Origin of the sequence: Pseudomonas sp. Y24-6, from assembly GCF_020295325.1 — a bacterium.
In the GTDB taxonomy this organism is placed as follows: Bacteria; Pseudomonadota; Gammaproteobacteria; order Pseudomonadales; family Pseudomonadaceae; genus Aquipseudomonas; species Aquipseudomonas gregormendelii.
In genome coordinates this window covers 26324-49850 of the sequence record NZ_JACBXG010000008.1, presented here as the reverse complement: position 1 = coordinate 49850, position 23527 = coordinate 26324, and the positions used below count along the sequence as shown (strand labels likewise).

Below are 23527 nucleotides of genomic sequence, written 5' to 3'. Positions count from 1 at the left end.
CGTCCGGGGTCATGCGTCCTTCCCACTGAGCCCTTTCACCTTCAAGAGGTGAAAGGGCTCGGTGGTGACTGGTTACCAGAAGCGTTGTTGAGTCAACCGGCTCCACCAGGTCAGCAGTACCCGGTCGACTGAACCGCTGGCCGCCATGCCGATGCGTTCCTGCAAGCTTTTACGTTCGGCATAGTGCAGGTGGTACAGCTCGGATTTCTTCGCCCGTTCTGCCAGGTACTCGTCGCTGGTCTTGAGTTCGTCGACCAGTTGCAGGTCCAGCGCAGCCATGCCCAGCCAGATTTCGCCGGTGGCGACCTCATCGATGGCCAGTTGCGGCCGGTAACGCGAGACGAAGTTCTTGAACAGCTGATGGGTGATGTCCAGGTCTTCCTGGAATTTTTCCCGGCCCTTCTCGGTGTTTTCGCCGAACACGGTCAAGGTGCGCTTGTATTCCCCGGCAGTCAGCACCTCGAAATCGATGTCATGTTTCTTCAGCAGGCGGTTGACGTTGGGCAGTTGCGCAACCACCCCGATGGAACCGAGGATGGCAAAGGGTGCGCTGATGATCTTCTCGCCAATGCACGCCATCATGTAGCCGCCGCTCGCCGCCACCTTGTCGATGCACACGGTCAAGGGCACGCCCGCATCACGGATGCGCGCCAGTTGCGACGACGCCAGGCCGTAGCTGTGCACCATGCCCCCGCCGCTTTCCAGGCGCAGCACCACTTCATCCTTGGGGGTCGCCAGGGTCAGCAATGCGGTGATCTCATGGCGCAGGCTTTCAGTGGCGGAGGCCTTGATGTCGCCATCGAAATCCAGCACGAAAACCCGTGGCTTGGCCTCGGGCTTCTTCTTTTGCTTTTTCTCGGTCTTGGCCTGGGACTTGCGCAGTGCCTTGAGCTGGTCCTTGTCGAGCAAGGTGTGCTCCAGGCGTTCGCGCAGGCCCTTGTAGAAATCATTCAGCTTGCTGACCTGCAACTGGCCGGCGGATTTGCGGCGACCCTTGCTGCGCAATGCCGCAAAGCTGGCCATCACCACCAGAATGGCGACCACCAGTGTCACGGTCTTGGCCAGGAAACTGGCGTACTCTGCAAAAAACTCCACAGCAACTCCTTCATTACTAAGCGCGGCATGAAAACGCACGCGGGGTGGTTACCAGCATACCCATGCGCCGGCCTGTCGGCCAGCCGCGAAACCTGTAGTAACAGGCCTGGAACGAGCATTTCAAACAAGCGTATGTTTTTTCATTGACAGCACACCGTCATCCCCCATAACCTCGCCAGACCTTCAACGTACCGGGATGAAGCGGACGTGGGCAGCATCTATCTGATTCGACATGGCCAAGCCTCTTTTGGTGCAGACGATTACGACGTCCTGTCGCCGACCGGCGTGCGCCAGGCGCAAATCCTCGGCCAGCACCTGGCCGAACTGGGTATCAGCTTCGATCGCTGCCTGGCAGGCGACCTGCGCCGGCAACAGGATACCGCCACCGGCGCCCTCGACCAGTTCGCCGCCTTCGGGCTGCCCGTGCCCATCCTGGAAACCGATGCAGCGTTCAACGAATTCGACGCCGATGCGGTCATCCGCGCATTGCTGCCTGAAATGCTGCCGCAAGAACCCCAAGCCCTGCACATCCTGCGCAACGCCGCGCAGAACCGCGGCGAGTTCCAGCGCATCTTCGCGCTGATCATCGAGCGCTGGCTCGCCGGCACCTATGACACGCCGGGCCTGGAAAGCTGGCTGGGATTTGTCGAGCGCGTCCGGGCCGGCCTGCACCGCCTCCTCGAAAACGCCGACAACACCCAGAAAATCGCCGTGTTCACCTCCGGCGGGACCATCACTGCGCTGCTCCACCTGATCACCCAAATGCCTGCCCGGCAGGCTTTTGAACTGAACTGGCAAATCGTCAACACCTCGCTCAACCACTTGAAGTTTCGTGGGCGCGAGGTGGCACTGGCTTCCTTCAACAGCCATGCGCACCTGCAACTGCTGAAGGCCCCGGAACTCATCACATTTCGCTGAGTCCGGACTATTGTGACCCTGGCTGTAATCACCCAGCTCTAATTACCCAAGAAAGGATCAAACCATGACCTCCGTAGCTGACGCCGTACAAGCAATGAAAGCCAAGTTCAACCCAGCCGCTGCTGCCGGTCTGGACCTGGTCTTCGGTTTCCGCATCGACGACACCAAGAACTTCTCGCTGATCGTCAAGGACAGCACCTGCGAGCTGCAGGAAGGTGAAAACCCGGACGCCCAGGTGACCCTGGTGATGGACGGCGAAACCCTGGAAGGCATCGTCAGCGGCGAAACCGACGGCATGCAAGCGTTCATGGGCGGCAAATTGCGCGCTGAAGGCGACATGATGCTGGCGATGAAACTGTCCGAGCTGTTTCCGGCCTAAGCAACGGGTCCCGAACTTCGGGGCCGCGCCGGCTGCAAACAAATCCCGCCCTTCGTGGCGGGATTTGTCGTTTTTCGCCCCGGTGAAAGGCCGTGCGTGGATTTGCCGGCTATATTCCTTCTGGCCGCCGCGTCAGAACCTGGCTGCCAACGCTAACTTGCGATGAACCCAGTCCTGTGGAGAGCACTGCCATGAGCCCACCTGACGACCACGATGGATTTAACCGCCGCCGTGTACTGCAAGGCCTTTCGGCAGGCGCCGTCGGTGCCTGGATCAGCCCGCTGTTTGCAGGGAGTAAAACCATGCCAGACGCCCCCGCCGACCTCATCTTGTACAATGGACGCCTGCACACAGTCGATCGCAAGAAGCCCCAGGCCAGTGCCGTGGCGATCAAGGACGGGCGTTTCGTGGTGGTTGGCAGCGATGCTCAGGCCATGGCGTTGCAAGGTCCCGGTACGCAAATCGTCGACCTGCACGGACGCACCGTCATCCCCGGCCTCAATGACTCGCACCTGCACCTGATTCGCGGCGGTTTGAACTACAACCTCGAACTGCGCTGGGAAGGCGTCCCGTCACTGGTCGATGCCTTGCGCATGCTCAAGGACCAGGCAGATCGCACCCCAACGCCACAATGGGTACGTGTGGTCGGTGGCTGGAATGAGTTCCAGTTCGCCGAGAAACGCCTGCCCAGCATTGACGAACTGAACAAGGCCGCCCCGGATACCCCGGTGTTTGTCCTGCACCTCTACGACCGCGCCCTTCTCAACCGCGCAGCGTTGAAGGTCGTCGGATACACCCGCACCACGCCCAACCCTCCCGGTGGCGAGATCCAGCGCGACGCCAATGGCGATCCCACCGGAATGTTGATTGCTCGACCCAACGCGATGATCCTCTACTCGACCCTGGCGAAGGGGCCCAAGCTCCCGCTGGAATACCAGGTCAACTCGACCCGCCAGTTCATGCGCGAACTTAATCGCCTGGGCGTTACCAGCGCCATCGATGCCGGTGGCGGCTACCAGAATTATCCTGATGATTACCAAGTCATCCAGCAGCTGGCTAGGGACAAGCAACTCACGGTCCGCATTGCCTACAACCTGTTCACCCAGAAGCCGAAGGAAGAGCTTGCCGATTTCAAGAACTGGACGAGCAGCTCTCGCTACGGCCAGGGCGATGACTTTCTACGGCACAACGGCGCCGGCGAGATGCTGGTGTTTTCCGCAGCCGACTTCGAGGACTTCCTCGAGCCTCGTCCCGACCTGCCGCAAACCATGGAACAGGAACTTGAACCAGTGGTTCGGCACCTGGTGGAACAACGCTGGCCGTTCCGCCTGCACGCCACCTACAACGAATCCATCAGCCGCATGCTCGATGTGTTCGAGAAGGTCAATCGCGATATCCCTTTCGACGGGCTGCCCTGGTTTTTCGATCATGCCGAAACCATTACCCCGCAGAATATCGAACGGGTCAAAGCGCTCGGCGGCGGTATCGCGATTCAGGATCGCATGGCGTTCCAGGGCGAGTATTTTGTCGAACGCTACGGCGCCAAGGCCGCCGAACACACGCCGCCCATCGCGCGCATGCTCGCCGAAGGCCTGCCCGTCGGGGCTGGAACTGATGCCACGCGGGTGTCGAGCTATAACCCCTGGACGTCGCTCTACTGGCTGGTCAGCGGTCGCACCGTCGGAGGTCTGGAGCTGTATCCCCAGGGCCTGAGCCGCGACACCGCGCTGGAACTGTTCACCCATGGCAGCGCCTGGTTTTCTTCCGAACAAGGCAAGAAAGGCCAGATCAAGGCGGGGCAACTGGCGGACCTTATCGCCCTTTCAGCCGACTATTTCCACATCGAAGACGAGGCGGTCAAATGGATCGAGTCGGTATTGACGATTGTCGATGGCAAAATCGTCTACGGCACTGCCGAGTTCGGCAAGCTCGGCCTGCCGCCAGTGCCCGTGGTGCCTGAATGGTCCCCGGTGGTCACAGTGCCCGGCCACTGGAAACCCCTGGCGCCGCTAACCGCACAGGTTCATCAATGTGTGGGCGCCTGCGCGGTGCACGCCCACAGCCATGAGCGGGCGCGGCTGTCCTCGGCTCCGGTGAGTGATTTCCAGGGCTTCTGGGGAGCGTTCGGGTGTTCGTGTTTTGCATTCTAAGCGACGTCCAGGCCCCCGTGCATGTGCGGCGTGCACTGGGGGCGCCTGGCTTGAGAACACAGTTGCTACAATGCCTGCACCTCCCGCACCGGCCGCCCCATGGACATCGACCTCGCCCGCACCTTCCTCGAAATTGTTCGTCACGGCAGCCTCGCCGCCGCAGCGCAGAAGCTGCATGTTACCCAGACCGCCATCACTGCACGGGTACAAAAACTCGAAAGCCAGCTCGGCAGCACGCTGTTTGTGCGCAATCGCGCCGGCGCCCGCCTGACGCCCAACGGCGAGGCCTTTGTGGTGTACGCCAACCAGCTGGTGCAGACCTGGGAAGCGGCGCGCCGGGATTTGCCGCTGCCCGAGGGTTATCACAATGTCCTGCATATTGGTGGCGAAGTCAGCCTGTGTAACCCGCTGATGCTCGGCTGGGCCGGCGAACTGCGCAAGAGGATTCCCGGCCATGCGCTGCGCATGGAAGTTCGCGATGGCGAACATTTGTTGCGCCAGCTGGAGCTCGGGCTACTGGACGCGGCCCTGGTGTTTCACCCCGAGTACTGGCCGCGCCTGCAAGTTGAGCAGGTACTGGAAGAAAAACTCATCCTGGTGCGCTTGGTGGCCAAACCCGAGCCCTACGTCTATATCGACTGGGGTCCGGACTTCCGCCGCCAGCACGACGCGGCGCTGCCAGAAAATGCCCGGGCGGCGCTGAGCTTCAACCTCGGCCCGCTCGGCCTGCAATACATTCTCGAACACGGTGGCAGCGGCTATTTCCGCACTCGAGTGGTCCAGAGCTACCTGGAGAGTGGCGTCATGGAAATAGTGCCCAAGGCCCCGGAGTTCAACTACCCGACCTATCTGGTCTACTCCCGCGACCGCGATTCGGCGACGCTGCAACAGGCATTCGATCTGCTACGCGAAGTCATCAAGCGCGATGGTGACTGGTCACAGCGCTGGGACCCGCTGATCTGAGCACGCGCTGCACCGGAGCATGGCATTTGTGCCATCGAGATCAATCCGGCCAGACGCCTGGAATCGGCTAATCTGCTGGGGGGACCATCATCCGGGGTGAATGCAGTGAGGCAGACCACCGATCTATTCCGCAGCCGCTACCGCGCTGCCGTGCATCCGCGCTACAACCCCTGGCTGCACGGCGTTTTTGTACTGGTATTCGGACTGCTGGCCTGTGGCGCATTCTGGAGCACTGTGCAACAGGTCCAGTCAGGGGAATGGCTGGCCGTGCCGCTGACCCTGCTGCTGTTCAACGCCGGCGTCTACCTGGTGCACCGTCACCTCGGGCACCACAAAAAAAGCTTTGCGCGAATGTTCTACGCCCGTCACGCCGGCGATCACCACAGTTTTTTCACCCCCGGGCACATGACCTATGACAGCGCCCGGGACTGGCGGGTGATCCTGTTTCCGGCGTGGCTGATTGTGCTGCACACCCTGGTGATTACCTTGCCCCTGTGGTGGCTGCTGTCGCTGATCAATACCAACGTTGCCGGTTTGTTCGGTGGCTGCCTGGTGCTTGGTTACCTCACCTATGAAGTGTTCCATGCCTGCGAACACTTGCCGCCGAGCAACCGTCTGACCCGGCTGCCGTGGATCCGCCAGATGCGTCGCCTGCACGAATTGCATCACCGCCGCGAGCTGATGCAGGAACGCAATTTCAACATTGTCTTTCCCTTGATGGATTACCTGTTCGGCACCCTCTACTGGGAACCGGAACACCTCACCACGCCCCCGACGAGTAGGCCCATGACCCGCATGCAGCATCAAGTCGACATCGCCGCAAACCCGATTGAGGTGCTCGCCTACGCCAGCGCCGCAACCCGCTGGCCGGAGTGGCACCCGTCGTCCCTGACAGTCGACGGACAGGCCGGCCCGCTGCATGCAGGGTCACGCTTCGAAGAAGACATTCGCGCCGGAGGCCGTGAAGGTCACCTGAGCTGGGTGGTCGAGGAATACTTGCCGGGACGGCGCTGGATTGCCCGCGCCCAGGGCGATAACGGCCTGTCGCTGCTGCTGACCTATGAGTGCGCGGCCCAGGGCAATGGCACACGGTTTATCCGCACCCTGGACTATCAGTTCGAGAGCCTGGCGATGCGCCTGGCCAATCACCTTCTGCTCAAGCGCCGCATTGACCGCGAGTCTGCGCAATCCATGCTGGCCTTGCGCACAATGGCGCAACAGCACCTGGCCCCCACAGGAGCCACTGCGTGAGTCGATCCATCAGGTTTCGTCATGTCGTATTGCTGGTGCTGGTGGTTATTGCGGCGTTCCTCTTGTTGATGCCCACCAAGGTGCAACCGGTGGCCTGGAACCCGCCACCGGCGCCTTCGCTCACCAGTGGGGTCTACGCAGACAATCAGCGCCTCAAAGACGTTGAGCCCGTGGGTGCCGGCAACCTGGAAGGCCCGGAGGCCTTGCTGCTCGAAGACAGTGCGCTGATCACCGGGCTGCACGACGGTCGGTTGATCCGTACCAGCCTCGACGGCAAGTTCACCCAGGTCCTGGCAGACACTGGAGGCCGGCCATTGGGCCTGGCGCGACATCCCAACGGTTTGCTGGTGATTGCCGACGGGGTCAAGGGCTTGTTATCCCTGGATGCCCAGGGGCGCCTGATTCCATTGGTCACTGAGGCCAAGGGAGTGCCCTTGGGTTTTACCGACGACGTGGCCATCGACAAGTCCGGGCACTACGCCTATTTCAGTGACGCTTCCAGCCGGTTCGGCTATGGCAGCGATGGCGATGCCATCATCGAGCATGGCGGTGACGGGCGCTTGTTGCGCTACGACTTCCAGACCGGCAAGACCGCCGTGCTGCTGGACAAGCTGGAGTTCGCCAACGGCGTAGCACTGGGCCCGGACGAGAGCTTTGTGCTGGTCAACGAAACGGGCGCCTATCGCATCAGCCGCTACTGGTTGAGCGGTCCGAAAGCGGGCACTCATGATGTGTTTATCGACAACCTGCCAGGTATGCCCGACAACCTGTCGTTCAACGGCGAAAACCGTTTCTGGGTGGCGCTCTACGCCCCCCGCAACGCCCTGCTGGATGCCACGGCGCCGCACCCCTTCGTGCGCAAAATGATTGCCCGGGCCATGAGCGTGCTGCCAAAGCCAGTAGAAAAGCGCGGGTTTGCTCTGGGTCTGGATGTGCAAGGACAGGTGATCGCCAATCTGCAGGACGGGAGTCGCGACAATTACTCGCCGATCACCACCGTGCGCGAGTATGGCGAGTGGTTGTATTTCGGTTCGCTGAAGGCCGACCACATGGTGCGGTTGCCTTTGGCGAAGGCGCTCCAATAATCGGACCTTGCAGGAGCCGGCCAGTTGCAGGCTCCTGCATGTCAGGGTCGCTACCTGGCCTGGAGTTGCTGGACGATCTTGTCCTTGACCTGCAAGCGCTTCTCCTTGAGCTTCTTCAACGCATCATCGCTGGGCGCATCCGACTGGGCGGTCTCTGCCTTCACCACCTCCGCATCGGCTTGGGAATACTTGTTGATCAGTGAATCCAGTAATGGATCCTTGGTGCGTTTTTGCTGGATCTCTTCCTTTGACAGTTTCAGGTCCTGATACAGATCGTGGGTCACCGGCATGGAACACCTCCGTTTGTTGATCGGCGGTGAACGCGATCAATTGCGCTCACCAACTACCAGAATGGCCTCGGTTGGCGGGTCCTGTCGATACCGGGAGTGTCCGTTCGTCGTGCTGGCGCAAACACGATCAAACCTTTGGCCATTCATCCGGCTCCATTTATTAACGATCAACGGATCGCTTATAAAAACTGTGTGGAGAATGATCAATGGACGGATTCACCTTGCGTAACCTCGCCCTGGCCGTAGCCTTGAGCAGCGGTATGGGCACAGCGTTTGCCGCCACTTCCAATGACTTCGTCGACAATGCCGCCGCCGGCGGGATCGCCGAAATCGAGACCAGCCGACTGGCCCTGGAAAAGAGCTCATCGGCCGATATCAAGGCGTTTGCCAACATGATGATCACCGATCATTCCAAAGCCAACGATGAACTTGCAGCGCTGGCGCGCAAGAACGACATCGAAGTGCCGGACACCACGACCCTGGTGAAGCAGGCCAAGGAAAAGATCCTGGAAGTACGCGATGAGTCCTTCGATACCGCCTACGCCAACAATCAGGTGAAGGCCCACGAGGAAACCATCGAGTTGTTCAAGAAAGAAGCCAATACCGTGACCGACGACAAGGTCAAAGGCGCCACGGAGCTCAAGGCGTTCGCGCAAAAGATGCTGCCAGCCCTGGAAAAACACTTGGCAGAGGCGAAAAAACTGCAAGCTGCACATCCAGACAAGTAAGGCGCTCCAATAAAAAGGCCGCATCAATCGATGCGGCCTTTTTTATGTGGCCACAACGCACCTAGCCGCCATCGGTATCAATATCGCCATCGGTGTTATCACCAGGTTTAGCCCGATCCGGTTCAGGCTTGAAGCCCGGGCTGAATTCATTGTCGTTGTCGTCGTGCTGATTCTTCTGATCCACCGCCGAGTCGGCGCTGTCCGGCTCGCTGGTCTGCTGCTGCGAAGCAGAGTTGTCACCGGGGGTCTGCGGGTCAATCGCCGGATCGTTGCGGTCCACCGCTTGATTCTGTTGCTGCGTCATCGAGTCGTCTTTCATAGGTACCTCATTCATCAGTACAGGGCAGGCTGAGACACTCGCCTTATAGCTTCGAATCTGCGCCTCGAACAACGTTCCATCCATGATCACCTACGCTGTGTGAGATGATAAATAACTGCGCAGCACGACAACTATTTCGAACGGCAAATGTCATTGCTTTGCGCCGATCCAAAATTCGCGTAATCGGCCAATAATTTCAAGGAGTTCAGGCACATGGCAGCACTGCAGACCAGCACACTCGATGCGATGAAAATCAACCAGAATCAACTGCTGGCTGATTGGACGCAGCGCCTGGAAGCCAACGGTGCCTCGCGCAACGTCAAGGAACAGGACCTCAAGCAACAGACTGCGCAATTTCTACAACTGATCGTCGCCGGCCTGGAACAAGGCAATGGTCAGAACGTTACGGCCCCAGGCTGGGACGAGATTCGCCAGTTCCTCGAGAAGCTGTCCTACAGCCGTGCCCTCCTCGGCCAGGACTCTCATCAGACCGCCAATTTCATCTTCTCGCTCAAGGGTCCGATGTTTGCGATGCTGCAAAATCATTATCAGGACAACCCTGCACTGCTGGCCGAACAACTGTGGGAAGTCTCCGAGCTGCTCGACGCTCTGGGCATGCACACTATCCGCACCTTCCAGAAATCCCGCGAAGCCGTCATCAAGCGCCAGCAGGAAGAACTGCTGGAACTGTCGACGCCGGTGGTCAAACTCTGGGATGGCGTACTTGCCCTGCCCATGATCGGCACCCTGGACTCCCAACGTACCCAGGTCGTCATGGAGTCGTTGCTGCAGCGCATCGTCGACACTGGCTCGGAAATCGCGATCATCGACATCACCGGCGTGCCGACGGTCGACACCCTGGTCGCCCAGCACCTGCTCAAGACCGTCACCGCCATTCGCCTGATGGGCGCCGATTGCATCATCAGTGGCGTACGCCCGCAGATTGCACAGACCATCGTGCACCTGGGCCTGGACCTGCAAGGTGTAGTCACCAAGGCCAATTTGGCCGACGCGCTGAAACTGGCGTTGACCCGGCTGGGGTTGACTGTCAGCAAGGCAGGTTGAGCCGATGGAACGCATTCCAATTCTGCAAATGGGCGACTTCCTGCTGGTGACCATCCAGGTCGACATGCATGACCAGTTGGCCCTGACGCTCCAGGATGACCTGTCCGAGCGCATCAGCCGCACCTCCGCTCGCGGGGTGTTGATCGACATTTCGGCGCTGGACATGGTCGACTCGTTCATCGGGCGCATGATCGGCACCATCTCCGGCCTGTCGCGCATCATGGACGCCCAGACCGTGCTGGTCGGCATGCAGCCGGCTGTGGCGATCACCCTGGTGGAGCTCGGCATGACCCTGCCGGGCGTCAGTACCGCCCTGAACGTCGAACGCGGGATGAAACTGCTGCAGGATCGAGTACGTGAACGATGAACGTGCGCAGCAGTGGCAGCCAACCCATTCAAATCGAACAGGACGTGGTCCTCGCGCGCCAGACTGCGCGCAAGCTGGCCACTGAATGCGGCATGCGGTTGATCGACCTGACCAAGATGGTGACCGCCGTCAGTGAGCTGGCGCGCAACACTATGGTGTATGGCGGTGGTGGCGACATGGATTGGCAAATCCTCGATGAAAACGCCCGCACCGGGCTGCGCCTGGTGTTCCGCGACGAGGGGCCGGGCATACCCGATATCAAGCTGGCGATGACCGACGGCTGGACGTCCGGGGGTGGCCTGGGCCTTGGTCTGACCGGCGCCAAACGCCTGGTGGAAGAATTCGAACTCGATACAGCGCCTGGCAAGGGTACTCGCATAACGATCACACGATGGGTATGAACATCAGCGGTTCGATGACGCAAGTACTCCCCATCGAAGACACCAGCCAGATCGGTCACGCCCGCCGTACCGCGCAGCAACTCGCCGAGCAGCACGGCTTCGACGCCACGGATGCCGGGCGCGTGGCACTGGTCGCCACCGAACTTGCCAGCAATATCCTCAAACATGCCGCCAGCGGTGAGTTGCACCTGCGTGTGCTGCCTCGGGCAGCCGGTGCCGGGATTGAAATGCTCGCTATCGACCGGGCCAACGGATTTGACCTGGAGGCCTGCCTGGCCGACGGTTTTTCTACCGGTGGTACCCAGGGCATCGGCCTGGGTGCGGTGTCGCGCCAGACCCAGGTCTTTGATGTGTATGCCGACGCCCGGGGCGCTGTGCTGCTGGCCCGGCTGTACCCACGCAACGACAAGGCTGCGGACCAGCGGTTCGGCGTCAGCCAGCATTCCCTGCGCAACGACCCCGCCTGTGGTGATGTCTGGCACCTGGCCTTTGACGGCTCGCGTATCAGTGCCCTGGTGATCGATGGCCTGGGCCATGGCGACGACGCCGAACGCGCCGCACGTGCGGGTGAACAAACCTTCGCCTTGGCGCCGTTCACCACGCCGGTGATGCTGCTCGAAGACATCCATCGCGACATGATCGGCACCCGCGGCGGCGCCCTGGCGATTGCACAGTTCGACGGCGATGTCGATGCACTGAAATTCGTCGGCATCGGCAACATCGGTGCCTGTCTGATCGCCCCGGGAAAATCACGCGGCCTGGCGTCCCACCCCGGCATCGTCGGTGGGCAATATCGAAAGGCGCAACCCTTTGACTATGCTCAAGTGAACGGACAACTATTGATCATGTACAGCGACGGCCTGCAGTCCCGTTGGAACCTGCAAGATTACCCCGGCCTGGTGCACCGCCATCCCGCCGTGATAGCCGCCATTTTGCACCGCGATTTTTGCCGCAGAAGCGACGACGTCACGGTCGTGGTCATTGACCTGGAGGCCCATCATGGCTGATGCACCCATCAATCACGACGAGCAAGCGGCATTGGTCGCACAGTTGCAGGCCGAGGCCAACGCCCTGCGTGAGGAGCTGGACGAGACCAACCAGGGCGTCCTGGCGCTGTATGCCGAACTGGATACCCAGGCCGACCAGTTGCGCCAGGCATCGGACCTCAAGAGCCGCTTCCTGTCGTACATGAGTCACGAGTTCCGCACACCACTGGGTTCGATCCTGAGCATTACCGGCCTGTTGACCGATGAACTCGACGGCCCCTTGAGCGCCGAACAGCACAAGCAGGTGGCGTTTGTCAGCAACGCCGCGCGCGAACTCAGCGACATGGTCGACGACCTGCTGGACCTGGCGAAGATCGAAGCCGGACGCATCAATATCTCCCCTGCCTGGTTCGACATGTTCGACCTGTTCGCCGCGTTGCGCGGCATGTTTCGCCCGATTGTCGATGCCAGCGCCGTGGACCTGATTTTCGAAGAGCCGGTGGGCCTGCCAAAGCTGTTCACCGACGACAAGAAGCTCGCGCAGATCCTGCGCAACTTCATTTCCAACTCGTTGAAATTCACCACCCGCGGCGAAGTCCGGGTCTCGGCACGGCTGCACGACGCGACTCACGTACGTTTTGCCGTCAGCGACACCGGAATAGGTATCGCCCCGGAGCTACATGGCGCATTGTTCGAAGACTTTTCCCAAGTCGACTCGCCGCTGCAGAAGCGCCTTCGCGGCACCGGGCTCGGACTGTCCCTGTGCAAACGCTTCGCCCAGTTGCTCGGTGGTGAAGTCGGCCTAGAGAGCAAGCCGGGCCTGGGCTCGACTTTTTTCGTGATCATCCCGCTGGCAATTGCCATGGAGCCCGTCGATGAAACGTGACATCCGCCTGCTGGTCGTCGATGACAACGTCGCCACGCGCTACGCTTTGCGCCGTCGCCTGGAAAGCCACGGCTATGAGGTGTTGGAGGCCGGCACCGGTGGCGAGGGCCTCGAACTGATCGCCAGCGTTGCCCTCGACGCGCTGATTCTCGACGTGAACCTGCCGGACATGAGCGGTTTCGACATCGTGCGCAAGCTGCGCTGCGACCCCGACACCGCCCTGCTGCCGGTGATTCACGTGTCGGCGGCGTCGATCCAGACTGGCGATATCATCACCGGCCTGGACGCTGGCGCGGATGCCTACCTGATTCACCCGGTGGACCCGGATGTGCTGCTGGCGACCCTGCGCACCTTGCTGCGGGTGCGTGAAACGGAAAATGCGCTGCGCGAGAGCGAGGCGCGTTTTCGGGAAATATTTGTCAATGTGTCTGCGCCCATCGCGGTGCTGGACGCGCAGCTCAAGGTGCACGAATGCAATCACGCGTTCACGCAGCTGATGCAGGACAACCTCGACCCGGATGCCCTGCGCGAGTGTTTTGCCCCGGACCAGGGCGCGGTCATTGATGAACTGCGCCTGCGACTGGCCTATGGCGAGCGCTGGAAAGGCACGCTGAATATGCGCGTGCACGGCGAAGTCCGCGAGACCGAATGGCAGCTCTCACCCTACCGCACACCTGAACTGAGCCTGGTGTTCGTCGAGGACGTCACCGAGCACCGTCATCGTGAACGCTCGCATCTGGCGCGCCTGGATGACGCCACTACCCAGCTGGCCAACGAAGTCGCGCAACGGGCGCGCACCGAGGCGCAGCTGCTGCAGGTGCAGAAGATGGACGCGCTGGGCAAGCTCACCGGCGGTATCGCTCATGACTTCAACAACCTGCTGACCGGCATCATCACCAGCCTCGAACTGATCCAGAAGCGCATCGCCGCGTCACGCACCGACAAGGTCCAGTTGTATACCGAAGCCGCCTTGAGCTCTGCCATGAGTGCCGCCTCACTCACTCATCGCCTGCTGGCCTTTGCTCGCCAGCAGCCACTGGACACCCGGCCGGTGGACATCAACGCCCAGGTGCGTTCGCTGGAAGAATTACTGATGCGCACTATCGGCGAGCGCATCGCCTTGAAACTTGAGCTGACGTCCAAGGCGGCGATCGCCCTGGTCGACCCGGTCCAGCTGGAAAGTGCCGTGCTCAACCTGGTGATCAACGCGCGCGATGCGCTGCCCCAGGGCGGTAATATCTGGGTCAGTACCTATGCCGCCTTCTCCCACGGTGATCCCAACCTGGCGGACGGTGCTTATGTCGCCCTCGCCGTGCGCGATGACGGTACGGGCATCGATCACAGCGTCATCGACAAGGTCTTCGATCCGTTTTTCACCACCAAACCGTTGGGCCAGGGCACCGGCCTCGGGCTGTCGACCATCTACGGCTTCGCCCGCCAGTCCGGCGGCGACGCGCACATCCGTAGCGTGGCGCGACGCGGTACCGAAGTCACGATCATGCTGCCCGCCACTTCCGACCCGACCTCCAGCGAGCCCCCCCCACTCACGGCAGATGCTCAGGGCGATGGCGAGCACGTGCTGATCGTCGAGGACATGCCGTCAGTGCGCATGTTCGTCGCTGAGGTGCTGATGGACGCCGGTTACCGCTGCACCCAGGTCGGCGACATTGAAAGCGCACTCGAGCGGTTGCAGAACGACCCGTCGATCGACCTGCTGCTGACCGACGTCGGCCTGCCGCGCATGACCGGCCGCGAGCTGGCGGACGTAGCCCGAGGCTGGCGCGCGCAGTTGCCGATCCTGTTCATGACCGGCTATGCGGAAAACGCGATCAACCGCCAGGTGTTCCTCGGCGACGGCATGGAAATGCTGGTCAAGCCATTCCAGATCAACGAGCTACTGGACAAGGTGCGACGTACGATTGATAGGGTTTGATCTACCGTTTGTGGGAGTAGGACCGGTGGGAGCAATGCTCATTCCGGTCCTGCTTCTACAGGTTGAGCGTCCTGGCCAAAAACGGTGCAGTCTTGCTCTTCCTGCTTTTGGCAACTTTCAGCGGCGTTCCCGCCACCACAATTTTACCGCCCTGATCCCCTGCCCCAGGCCCGATATCAATCACCCAGTCACTCTGCGCTACCACGCGCATCTCGTGCTCGACCACTATGACCGTATGCCCCGCCGACACCAGGGTGTTGAGCTGTTCCATCAGCCGATCGACATCCCGGGGGTGCAACCCGGTGGTCGGTTCGTCGAGCACGTACAGGGTGGCGCCGCGCTGGTTGCGTTGCAGTTCAGTGGCCAGTTTGATGCGCTGGGCTTCGCCGCCCGACAGCTCGGTGGCGGGCTGGCCGAGGCGCAAATACCCCAGGCCAATGTCACGCAACACCTCCAGTGAACGGCGGATGCCAGCCTGCTCGGCAAACACCGTCACCGCTTCATCCACGGTCAGCTGCAGCACCTGGGCGATGTTCAAGCCTTGCCAGGTGATAGCCAGAGTCTGGGGGTTGTAGCGCGCACCATGGCAGGTTGGGCATGGCGCATACACGCTGGGCATGAACAGCAACTCGACGCTGACAAAACCTTCGCCTTCACAGGTCGGGCAGCGGCCCTTGGCGACATTAAAAGAGAACTGCCCGGCATCGTAGCCTTGCGCCCGCGCCTGATCAGTGGCGGCATACAGCTTGCGCACGCTGTCGAACAGGCCCGTATAGGTCGCCAGGTTCGAGCGCGGCGTACGGCCAATCGGTTTCTGGTCGACCTGCACCAGGCGCTTGATCGACGTCAGCCCCGCAGTCACCTGACCGCCGCTGACCTGGGGCGCATCGTCCTCCAGGCTCGGTTCCTCGGCATCACTCTCAGCCACCGGGCGTCCCAAGTGCGCGCCCACCAGTTCCAGCAACGCCTGGCTGACCAGGCTCGATTTCCCCGACCCCGAAACACCGGTAACCGAAGTGAAACAGCCCAGTGGAAACTCCACACTGAGGTTGTCCAGGTTGTTGCGGGTGATCCCCTCCAGTCGCAGCCAGTCGGCTGGCTTGCGGCAGGTGCGCGCCTGGCTCGCTGCCTCGGCGAACAGGTAGTCGCGGGTTTGCGATTCCTTGACCTGCTCCAGGCCGGCCGGTGGCCCGCTGTACAAGATCCGCCCGCCATGTTCGCCGGCCGCCGGGCCGACGTCGATCAGCCAATCGGCACGGCGCATAGTTTCCAGGTCGTGCTCGACCACAAACAGGGTATTGCCGCAGGCCTTCAGCCGTTGCAAGGCATCGAACAGCGCCTCGCCGTCCGCCGGGTGCAGGCCCGCCGAGGGTTCGTCGAGCACGTAGATCACGCCGAACAGTTGCGAACCCAACTGGGTCGCCAGGCGCAGGCGTTGCAACTCGCCGGAGGACAGGGTCGGCGTGCTGCGCTCCAGTGCCAGGTAGCCCAGGCCCAGGTCGGTCAGGGTGCTGACCCGTTCCAGCAGATCCTGAGCGATACGCTGCGCCGCCAGACGCTTTTCCACCGACAGGTTGGGCGTATGCCGCACATCCGGCGCATTGGCATGCGCACTGGCCCCGTGGGCGACGCGCTGGGCCCGGGCTTCCAGGGTTTGACTTGGGGTGAAGACGTCACCCGCTTCCTCGGCCTGGTCCAGATAGGTCTGCGCCGCCACCGGTTTCAACACCTCGGCAAACTGCAGCAAGGGCATCTGCGACAACTCGCCGATGTCATAACCGGCGAACTTCACCGACAACGCTTCGCGCTTGAGGCGTTTGCCGTCGCACACCGGGCATGGATTGCCGAGCATGAACTGCGCAACCCGCTTTTTCATCAGCGCGCTTTGGGAATGGGTGAAGGTGTGCAGGATGTAGCGTCGGGCGCCGGTAAACGTGCCCTGGTAACTCGGCTCCATCTTGCGCTTGAGGGCGACCCTGGTTTCCTCGGGCGTGAGCCCGGCGTACACAGGTACAGTCGGGGTTTCCTCGGTGAAGAGGATCCAGTCACGCTGTTTTTTCGGCAGCTCGCGCCAGGGCGTGTCGACGTCATACCCGAGCGTGACCAGGATGTCGCGCAGGTTTTGTCCCTGCCAGGCCATCGGCCACGAAGCGACTGCGCGTTGGCGGATAGTCAGACTCGGGTCAGGAACCATTAGTGCTTCGGTGACTTCATAGACCCGCCCCAGGCCATGACATTCCGGGCAGGCGCCCTGTGGTGTGTTCGGCGAGAAATCCTCGGCATACAGCATCGGTTGCCCGGGCGGGTAGCTGCCGGCCCGGGAATAGAGCATGCGGATCAGGCTCGACAAGGTGGTCACGCTGCCCACCGACGAGCGCGTGCTCGGCGTGCCGCGCTGTTGCTGCAACGCCACGGCCGGCGGCAGGCCATCGATGGAGTCGACGTCAGGCACACCCACCTGATCGATCAGGCGCCTGGCATAGGGCGCCACGGATTCGAAATAACGCCGTTGCGCTTCGGCATAGAGCGTGGAAAACGCCAGGGATGACTTACCCGAGCCGGAGACTCCGGTGAATACCACCAGGGCATTGCGGGGGATATCGACATCCACATTCTTGAGATTGTGTTCCCGGGCACCGCGCACCCTGACCATGCCGGAGGTTGGATCGGAATTCATAGGCTGCCTTGATTGAATTGAGGATGCTTAATCTCAGGTTTACCAGCTCCTACGTTGGTTCCTTGCAAATCCCGATAATTCACTTCAACCGCTCAGGACATTACGGACCATGCGCGTCAGCGCTTCCGGCCCATAAGGCTTGCTCAACAGATGGGTATCGGGACTGAGCTGGTGATTGCGCGAAATGATGTCGCGGGTATGCCCCGACGTGAACAGCACCGCAACCGGCGGTTTCTGGACCTTGGCCCAGGCGGCCAGGTCCGAGCTCTTGATCAGCCCGGGCATGACCACGTCAGTGAAAATCAGATCCACCGCTACGCCTTCCAGCAACATCTGCATGGCGATGTCCCCGTTGGCAGCGATCAGCACCTTGTAACCCTCCTCGTGCAGCAGCTCCACGGCCGCGGCGCGCACCGCCTCGTTATCCTCCACCACCAGGACAGTTTCGTGGCCGCCTGGATGCTGCGCGTCATGCACCGCTGATTCAACAGACAGCCCGCGCAGGCACCGCGGAAAATAAAGCTCGACCCGAGTGCCCTGGCCTTCAAAGCTGGACATCTCGATATGCCCGCCGCTTTGCTTGACGAAGCCGAACACCATGCTCAGGCCCAACCCGGTGCCCTGGCCATCCGCCTTGGTAGTGAAAAAGGGTTCAAACGCCTTCGCCAGCACCTGGGGGGGCATGCCAACACCCGAGTCAACTACCGCAACCCGCACATAATCGCCGGCGACAATGCCCTTGCCGGCACAGAACTGGCGGTCCAGTGCAACATTTTCGGCGCTGAGTATCACCGTGCCCTCGCCCCGCATGGCGTCCCGGGCATTGATTGCCAGGTTGAGGATGGCGTTTTCCAACTGATTACGGTCAACGTTGAGATGCCAGGACTCTTGCGGGACCCGCACATCGATCTGCAAGGTTTCGCCCAGCGCTCGCTGCAACAACTCGGCCAGGCCTTCGAAGATTTGCCGTGGGTCGTAGACCGCCGGGGACAAAGGCTGGCGCCGGGCAAACGCGAGCAGTTGCGAGGACAGCTTGGCCCCGCGCTCGACCGCTGCAATCGAGGCCTTGACCCGACGTTGCACATTGGCGTTGTCCGGCTCATGTCGCGCCAGCAGGTGCAGGTTGCCGGCGATCACCTGCAGCAGGTTATTGAAGTCGTGAGCTACGCCACCCGTGAGGCCACCGATGGCTTCGAGCTTCTGCGACTGACGCAGTTGCTCCTCGGCCTGCAGCCGCGCGCCGACCTCTTCAGCGACACGTTGTTCCAGATTGCGGGTGAACTTGAGCAGTGATTCTTCAGCCGTCTTGCGCACATGAATGTCGATCAGCACTCCGGGGAAGCGCAACGGTTCGCCCCTTTCGTCGAACTCGCAAGCGCCGCTGGCCAGCACCCACAGATGGCTGCCGTCGGGCCGCAGCACGCGGTATTCGGCGTTAAAGGGTTCACCGGTCTTCTGCGCCTGCTTAACCTGCTCACGGACCCAGCCCACGTCCTCGGGGTGAATCCGCGATTCAGCGACGGCACTGGGCAGGTTGGACAGGTCGTAGCCTGGCGGAAAGGAGAATGTGCGGGCGAATCGGTCGTCGCCGGAAAGAATGTCGGCCTTGAGGTCCCAGACGAAGGAGCCCAGCAAGGCCCCGGCATTCAGTGCCAGGCGGACCCGCTCGTTATCGGCGCGATAGGCATCTTCAGCCGCCCGGCGCCGGCGCTCGGAAATGACATGGTCGGTGGTATCCACCACCATCGCCATGACGCCTGCGGGCCGACCCTCGTCATTGGCCACCGGGCTGTAATAGAGATCGAGCCAGACGTCTTCGGGGACCCCGTTGCGTAACAGCACCAGTTCCTTGTTCTGATAGGACAAGGTGCCCCCGCCCAGGCACGTGTCCACCACATGCCGGTTGAATTCGGCGACTTCCGGCCAACCCAGTTCCACCGGAGAGCCCAGCAGGTAAGGATGGCGGCCGCCAGCGAATTCCGAGTAGGCGTCGTTGTAGATCATGTACCCGGCCCGGCCCCAGAGCATGACCATTGGCAAGGGCGACGCAAGCATCAACTGCACGGTGCTGCACAGGCTTTTCTGCCAATTCTGGACAGGCCCAAGCTCGGTCAGGCTCCAGTCGAATGCACGAATGCGTCCGGCCATCTCACCGTTCCAGCCGGCACACCCGTGGCTTGCGTCTAGAAACTGCATCGACTGACTCTTTAGTCCCTGAAATGACACCTGTCTGCTTCGAGCACACGCGGCGCCAATGGTTTCATTGCCTACAAGCACATCGTAGCGATTTGAAGCACGCGCAGGCGCTGTCGAGAGAAACGAGGCTGCGATCCTTTGATCCTGGCGCTAGCAAAACAAGATCAAAAGATCGCTGCCTGCGGTAGCTCCTGCCTGAATTTCCAGATCATCACACTTCAATCAGGTGCTTAAGCGGATGGTAGCCAGTTTTCAGCGTGGCGGCGACGTCAAGGATGGCCTTTTCGATGCCGTTCAGATGCATGCAGGTCAATTCGATCGCCGCGCTCTGGTTTCCCGCCTCGATGTACTCAATCAGCCGCAGGTGTTCGTCATCGCGGCAGGCCTCGTGGCTGTCGTCGTCCAGCGCCGCCGCGTAGAGCGAGGCCCGGGATATCAGCTTCTGGAACCAGTCGAGCAGCACGGGGTTGTTCAGGCTGCGCGCCAGCTTGATGTGGAACTCCCCAAGCAGATGAATCAGCCGCTCGTGGTCGCCGTTGCGGTGCGCTTCGTCCTCCAGCAGCAGATGCTCGCGCAGGTCCTGGGCGACTGCCGAATCGCGCCGGCGACACAGTTCACTGACGATGCCGATCTCGATCAGGCGGCGGGTTTCAAACAGCGAACGGATCTCTTCATCACTGGGCAAAGACACCGATGCACCTTTATTGGGCTCGGTCGTCACCAGTCCGTCGGCTTCCAACTGCTTGAGCGCCGCGCGCACCGACGTGCGGCTGACATTAAAAAGCTCGGCCAGTGACGCCTCGCCGAGCTTCATCCCCGGACGTAACGAACGCTTGCTGATCGCTTCGTAAACCCCTTGGTAGACGCGGTCCACGGTTGTCTCGGGTTTCTTTTCGCCCATCTGAATACTCCTTTGTGCCGGACAACCGCTCCCTGGCAATGAATGGCCAATGAAAAAAAGGGGGTTGCACCCGCAGATTAATCCGGTTATTTGTAGATTGCATCCAGATATTGCATACAATAATTAGAGGATCGCACCATTATGGGTCAGCCAAACGCTATCGAAGTGCGTAACGTTTCCAAGCGGTATTCCGACGATCCCGGGTTGGCCCCAGCCCTGGACAACGTGTCGGTCGACATCGCCGACAACGAATTCTTTACCTTGCTCGGCCCTTCCGGCTGCGGCAAAACCACCCTGCTGCGCACCATCGCCGGTTTTGAGCATGTCAGCGATGGCCAGATCCGCCTTGGGGGTGAACCGGTCAATGACCTGCCGCCCTTCAAGCGCCGGGTCAACACGGTGTTTCAGAGCTACGCGCTGTTTCCACACATGACTGTCGCGCAGAATATCGCCTTCGGCCTCGAGATGCAGGGTCTTGATCGCAAACAGACGGCCCGGCGGGTGGAGGAAATGCTTGCGCTGGTGCAGATGCAGCACCTGTCCTTGCGCAAACCCGCCGAATTGTCCGGCGGGCAACAGCAGCGCGTGGCGCTGGCCCGGGCGCTGGCCCCCAAGCCCAAGGTGCTGTTGCTCGACGAGCCGCTGTCGGCCCTGGACCTCAAGTTGCGCAAGGAAATGCAGGTTGAACTCAAGCGAGTGCAGAAAGAAGCCGGCATTACCTTTATTTTCGTCACCCACGACCAGGAAGAAGCCCTGACCCTGTCCGATCGCATCGCCGTGATGTCGGCGGGCAAGATCCTGCAGATCGGCAGCCCAAACGACATCTACGAACGCCCGCAACACCAGTTCGTCGCCCAGTTCATCGGCGACATCAATTTCCTTCCCGGCCACCTCAAGCGCGGCCAGCACAACGAAAACCTCTTCGTTCCGAACGGCATGCCGGTGGAAATCCCGTGCCAGGATCACGGCCTGGACAGTGCCAACGTACAGCTGGCATTTCGTCCGGAACGTTCACAACTAGTCGACCCCACGCAACCGCACCACCTGCGGGGCGTGATCGAGGCCGTCCTGTACGTGGGCACCGCCACGCTTTATCAGTGCCGGCTGAGCAATGAAGTCAACGTCATGTTGCGTGAGAACAACGAAGGCCTGAAGCGTGGCCGGGCCGTAGGTGACCGGGTCGCCGTCAACCTGCCGCCCCACGCCTGCCTGTTGATGGAGGCCTGAGATGAGCGTCAGCAGTTCTTCCCCCGCCTTGAGCCGTGCGCTGTTGCTCAGCCCGGTGGTCCTTACCTTGCTCGCCCTGATCGCCATTCCCCTGGGCATCATGGGCTACATCAGCCTCCTGCCGCGCAACGTCTACGGCGGAGTCGACTGGCAGGCCGACTGGCAATTGCAAAGCTATGTGCAGCTGTTTTTCCAGGAAGGTTTCGACGGTGAACTGGAGCTCAACTGGGTGTACGCCCAGGCACTGTTGCGCTCGGTGTTCCAGGCCGCAGGCACCACGCTGCTGTGTTTCCTGTTCGGCTTCCCGGTGGCGCTGTGGATGTCCAGCCTGACCCCGGGCCGGCGCAACCTCATGGTGCTGCTGATCACCATCCCGTTCTGGACCAACCTGCTGATCCGCAACTATGCCTGGCTGATCATCCTGCGCGAACACGGCTGGGTCGCGCAAAGTCTCAATGCGCTGTTCCCCCAGGCCGGTGGCATCACCCTGCTGTACAACGACTTCGCGGTCAGCGTAGGGCTGGTCTACAGCTTCCTGCCCTTCATGATCCTGCCGATCTACTCGACCCTGGAGAAACTTGACTGGCGCCTGGTAGAAGCCGCCTACGACCTCGGCGCCAATCGCTGGCACGCGCTGAAGCGAATCATCCTGCCGCTCTCGATGCCGGGGGTGATCGCCGGCGCGCTGCTGGTGTTCGTGCCGAGCCTGGGCGCCTTCATCACCCCCGCGATTCTCGGCGGGGGCAAGACGCTGATGATCGGCAACCTGATCCAGCAACAGTTCGGCACCGCGCGCAACTGGCCGCTGGGCAGCTCTTTATCGTTCCTGTTACTGGGGATTCTGCTGCTGTCCCTGGTGCTGTACGCCCTCTACAGCCGCAATGCGGCCAAGACCCTGCGCCGGGGAGCCACCCTATGATCGCCCTGCACCTGAAAAAACTGCCGCTGACCCGCGAGGTCAGCCTGCTAATCCTGGCCTATCTGTACCTGCCGATCCTGGTGTTGATCGCCTACAGCTTCAATGCCAACCGCTCGGCGACGGTCTGGACCGAGTTTTCCTTCGCCTGGTACGGGCGGATCCTGGCGAACCCGTCGATCCAGACGGCCGCGTTGAACTCGATCATCGTCGCCAGCATCGCCACGGTCTGCGCCACGGCCATCGCCCTGCTTGCCGCGCTGGCGACCTACCGACCCTTCTATGGACAGAAGATGGTCGAGGGCGGGATCAACCTGCCGTTGATCCTGCCGGAGATCGTTACTGCGGTCGCCACGCTGCTGCTGTTCATGGCCCTGGGCATCAAGCTGGGGTTGCTCACCGTGATCGTCGCGCACATCGGTTTCTGCATCCCCTTCGCTTACCTGCCGATCCGCGCCCGCCTCAATGACCTGGACAAAAGTCTGCTGGAAGCGGCCAACGACCTGTACGCCAACCCATGGCAGGTGTTTCGCCGGGTCACCCTGCCGCTGCTGTGGCCTGCGGTGCTGTCGGGTTCGGTGCTGGCCTTTGTCGTCAGCCTGGACGACTTCATCATGACCTTCTTTGTGGCCGGCCCGGGTTCCACGACCCTGCCGGTCTACATCTTCTCGGCAATCAAGGCCGGCGTGACGCCGGAGATCAATGCGATTTCGACCCTGATGCTGGTGATTTCCATCGTGCTGGTGGTCCTGGCCTTCTGGCTGGGACAGCGCGGCAAAAACCAATGAGCCTGG

Annotated in this window: 22 protein-coding genes; 16 read left to right on the top strand and 6 right to left on the bottom strand. The window is 61.3% G+C overall.

The window, feature by feature from the left end; all coding sequences use genetic code 11:
• Positions 1-72: 72 nt before the first annotated feature.
• Positions 73-1095 carry a protease SohB gene (gene sohB, locus HYI44_RS16440; protein WP_122840646.1) on the bottom strand — a complete coding sequence of 341 codons (1023 nt, stop codon included), beginning with the start codon at positions 1093-1095 and terminating at the stop codon, positions 73-75.
• Between the two features lie 207 nt (positions 1096-1302).
• On the opposite strand from sohB, the gene HYI44_RS16435 reads away from it, so the two are divergent.
• The 6 genes from HYI44_RS16435 (at position 1303) to HYI44_RS16410 (ending at position 7841) form a co-directional block, all read left to right on the top strand.
• The gene (locus HYI44_RS16435) at positions 1303-2013 is read left to right on the top strand and encodes a histidine phosphatase family protein (RefSeq protein WP_225569915.1); all 711 of its coding nucleotides are present in this window, start codon (positions 1303-1305) and stop codon (positions 2011-2013) included.
• A 64-nt stretch (positions 2014-2077) separates the two neighbouring features.
• Positions 2078-2392, top strand: coding sequence for an SCP2 sterol-binding domain-containing protein (locus HYI44_RS16430; protein WP_008154977.1), 315 nt, complete (start codon positions 2078-2080; stop codon positions 2390-2392).
• Between the two features lie 302 nt (positions 2393-2694).
• Complete coding sequence (locus tag HYI44_RS16425) at positions 2695-4542, top strand: amidohydrolase (RefSeq protein WP_225570080.1); 1848 nt, start codon at positions 2695-2697, stop codon at positions 4540-4542.
• A gap of 99 nt (positions 4543-4641) precedes the next feature.
• Positions 4642-5505, top strand: coding sequence for a LysR family transcriptional regulator (locus tag HYI44_RS16420; RefSeq protein ID WP_225569914.1), 864 nt, complete (start codon positions 4642-4644; stop codon positions 5503-5505).
• Positions 5506-5610: 105 nt separating this feature from the next.
• A complete protein-coding gene (locus HYI44_RS16415) occupies positions 5611-6756 on the top strand; it encodes a sterol desaturase/SRPBCC family protein (RefSeq protein WP_225569913.1) in 1146 nt (381 codons plus the stop codon).
• Positions 6753-7841, top strand: a complete 1089-nt coding sequence (locus HYI44_RS16410) for an SMP-30/gluconolactonase/LRE family protein (RefSeq protein WP_225569912.1) — start codon at positions 6753-6755, stop codon at positions 7839-7841. The genes HYI44_RS16415 and HYI44_RS16410 overlap by 4 nt, the downstream gene beginning before the upstream one ends.
• A 50-nt stretch (positions 7842-7891) precedes the next feature.
• Here HYI44_RS16410 and HYI44_RS16405 read toward each other — a convergent pair whose 3' ends face one another.
• A complete protein-coding gene (locus HYI44_RS16405; RefSeq protein WP_045057592.1) occupies positions 7892-8131 on the bottom strand; it encodes a DUF465 domain-containing protein in 240 nt (79 codons plus the stop codon).
• 206 nt (positions 8132-8337) lie between these two features.
• On the opposite strand from HYI44_RS16405, the gene HYI44_RS16400 reads away from it, so the two are divergent.
• On the top strand, positions 8338-8859 hold the full coding sequence (locus HYI44_RS16400) for a DUF4142 domain-containing protein (RefSeq protein WP_122840650.1): 522 nt from the start codon (positions 8338-8340) through the stop codon (positions 8857-8859).
• A gap of 61 nt (positions 8860-8920) precedes the next feature.
• Here the strand turns inward: HYI44_RS16400 and HYI44_RS16395 are convergent, their stop codons facing one another.
• Entirely contained in the window at positions 8921-9178 is a 258-nt protein-coding gene (locus HYI44_RS16395) for a hypothetical protein (protein ID WP_122840651.1), read from the bottom strand.
• Positions 9179-9391: 213 nt separating this feature from the next.
• Between HYI44_RS16395 and HYI44_RS16390 the strand changes: the two genes are divergently transcribed.
• From HYI44_RS16390 to HYI44_RS16365, 6 genes are read left to right on the top strand one after another with little or no spacing between them, the layout of a single operon-like run.
• Complete coding sequence (locus tag HYI44_RS16390; RefSeq protein ID WP_225569911.1) at positions 9392-10243, top strand: STAS domain-containing protein; 852 nt, start codon at positions 9392-9394, stop codon at positions 10241-10243.
• Between the two features lie 4 nt (positions 10244-10247).
• Entirely contained in the window at positions 10248-10610 is a 363-nt protein-coding gene (locus HYI44_RS16385) for an STAS domain-containing protein (protein ID WP_122840652.1), read from the top strand.
• A complete protein-coding gene (locus HYI44_RS16380; RefSeq protein ID WP_045057597.1) occupies positions 10607-11011 on the top strand; it encodes an anti-sigma regulatory factor in 405 nt (134 codons plus the stop codon). The genes HYI44_RS16385 and HYI44_RS16380 overlap by 4 nt, the downstream gene beginning before the upstream one ends.
• A complete protein-coding gene (locus HYI44_RS16375; protein WP_225570079.1) occupies positions 11008-12018 on the top strand; it encodes an ATP-binding protein in 1011 nt (336 codons plus the stop codon). Before HYI44_RS16380 ends, HYI44_RS16375 begins: the two co-directional genes overlap by 4 nt.
• Positions 12011-12883, top strand: a complete 873-nt coding sequence (locus HYI44_RS16370) for a sensor histidine kinase (RefSeq protein ID WP_225569910.1) — start codon at positions 12011-12013, stop codon at positions 12881-12883. The genes HYI44_RS16375 and HYI44_RS16370 overlap by 8 nt, the downstream gene beginning before the upstream one ends.
• Positions 12873-14816: a response regulator gene (locus HYI44_RS16365; protein WP_225569909.1), complete on the top strand. Its 1944-nt coding sequence runs from the start codon at positions 12873-12875 to the stop codon at positions 14814-14816. The genes HYI44_RS16370 and HYI44_RS16365 overlap by 11 nt, the downstream gene beginning before the upstream one ends.
• Positions 14817-14871: 55 nt before the next feature.
• On the opposite strand, the gene HYI44_RS16360 is transcribed toward HYI44_RS16365, so the two are convergent.
• From HYI44_RS16360 to HYI44_RS16350, 3 genes are all read right to left on the bottom strand, one after another.
• Positions 14872-17493: an excinuclease ABC subunit UvrA gene (locus tag HYI44_RS16360; RefSeq protein ID WP_225569908.1), complete on the bottom strand. Its 2622-nt coding sequence runs from the start codon at positions 17491-17493 to the stop codon at positions 14872-14874.
• Positions 17494-17577: 84 nt separating this feature from the next.
• Positions 17578-19689: a PAS domain-containing sensor histidine kinase gene (locus HYI44_RS16355; protein ID WP_225569907.1), complete on the bottom strand. Its 2112-nt coding sequence runs from the start codon at positions 19687-19689 to the stop codon at positions 17578-17580.
• A 211-nt stretch (positions 19690-19900) separates the two neighbouring features.
• Positions 19901-20590: a GntR family transcriptional regulator gene (locus HYI44_RS16350; protein WP_225569906.1), complete on the bottom strand. Its 690-nt coding sequence runs from the start codon at positions 20588-20590 to the stop codon at positions 19901-19903.
• A 141-nt stretch (positions 20591-20731) separates the two neighbouring features.
• On the opposite strand from HYI44_RS16350, the gene HYI44_RS16345 reads away from it, so the two are divergent.
• From HYI44_RS16345 to HYI44_RS16335, 3 genes are read left to right on the top strand one after another with little or no spacing between them, the layout of a single operon-like run.
• Complete coding sequence (locus HYI44_RS16345; RefSeq protein ID WP_225569905.1) at positions 20732-21817, top strand: ABC transporter ATP-binding protein; 1086 nt, start codon at positions 20732-20734, stop codon at positions 21815-21817.
• A 1-nt stretch (position 21818) separates the two neighbouring features.
• Positions 21819-22736 carry an ABC transporter permease gene (locus HYI44_RS16340; RefSeq protein WP_225569904.1) on the top strand — a complete coding sequence of 306 codons (918 nt, stop codon included), beginning with the start codon at positions 21819-21821 and terminating at the stop codon, positions 22734-22736.
• The gene (locus HYI44_RS16335; RefSeq protein ID WP_201119683.1) at positions 22733-23521 is read left to right on the top strand and encodes an ABC transporter permease; all 789 of its coding nucleotides are present in this window, start codon (positions 22733-22735) and stop codon (positions 23519-23521) included. Before HYI44_RS16340 ends, HYI44_RS16335 begins: the two co-directional genes overlap by 4 nt.
• The last annotated feature ends 6 nt before the right edge of the window (positions 23522-23527 follow it).

Coding starts and splice junctions, on each gene's coding strand:
- HYI44_RS16370 (WP_225569910.1), top strand. CDS start 12,011: ATGGCTGATGCACCCATCAATCACGACGAGCAAGCGGCATTGGTCGCA.
- HYI44_RS16335 (WP_201119683.1), top strand. CDS start 22,733: ATGATCGCCCTGCACCTGAAAAAACTGCCGCTGACCCGCGAGGTCAGC.
- HYI44_RS16400 (WP_122840650.1), top strand. CDS start 8,338: ATGGACGGATTCACCTTGCGTAACCTCGCCCTGGCCGTAGCCTTGAGC.
- HYI44_RS16420 (WP_225569914.1), top strand. CDS start 4,642: ATGGACATCGACCTCGCCCGCACCTTCCTCGAAATTGTTCGTCACGGC.
- HYI44_RS16430 (WP_008154977.1), top strand. CDS start 2,078: ATGACCTCCGTAGCTGACGCCGTACAAGCAATGAAAGCCAAGTTCAAC.
- HYI44_RS16375 (WP_225570079.1), top strand. CDS start 11,008: ATGAACATCAGCGGTTCGATGACGCAAGTACTCCCCATCGAAGACACC.
- HYI44_RS16395 (WP_122840651.1), bottom strand. CDS start 9,178: ATGAAAGACGACTCGATGACGCAGCAACAGAATCAAGCGGTGGACCGC.
- HYI44_RS16405 (WP_045057592.1), bottom strand. CDS start 8,131: ATGCCGGTGACCCACGATCTGTATCAGGACCTGAAACTGTCAAAGGAA.
- HYI44_RS16365 (WP_225569909.1), top strand. CDS start 12,873: ATGAAACGTGACATCCGCCTGCTGGTCGTCGATGACAACGTCGCCACG.
- HYI44_RS16385 (WP_122840652.1), top strand. CDS start 10,248: ATGGAACGCATTCCAATTCTGCAAATGGGCGACTTCCTGCTGGTGACC.
- HYI44_RS16360 (WP_225569908.1), bottom strand. CDS start 17,493: ATGAATTCCGATCCAACCTCCGGCATGGTCAGGGTGCGCGGTGCCCGG.
- HYI44_RS16345 (WP_225569905.1), top strand. CDS start 20,732: ATGGGTCAGCCAAACGCTATCGAAGTGCGTAACGTTTCCAAGCGGTAT.
- HYI44_RS16340 (WP_225569904.1), top strand. CDS start 21,819: ATGAGCGTCAGCAGTTCTTCCCCCGCCTTGAGCCGTGCGCTGTTGCTC.
- HYI44_RS16425 (WP_225570080.1), top strand. CDS start 2,695: ATGCCAGACGCCCCCGCCGACCTCATCTTGTACAATGGACGCCTGCAC.
- HYI44_RS16355 (WP_225569907.1), bottom strand. CDS start 19,689: ATGCAGTTTCTAGACGCAAGCCACGGGTGTGCCGGCTGGAACGGTGAG.
- HYI44_RS16350 (WP_225569906.1), bottom strand. CDS start 20,590: ATGGGCGAAAAGAAACCCGAGACAACCGTGGACCGCGTCTACCAAGGG.
- HYI44_RS16390 (WP_225569911.1), top strand. CDS start 9,392: ATGGCAGCACTGCAGACCAGCACACTCGATGCGATGAAAATCAACCAG.
- HYI44_RS16380 (WP_045057597.1), top strand. CDS start 10,607: ATGAACGTGCGCAGCAGTGGCAGCCAACCCATTCAAATCGAACAGGAC.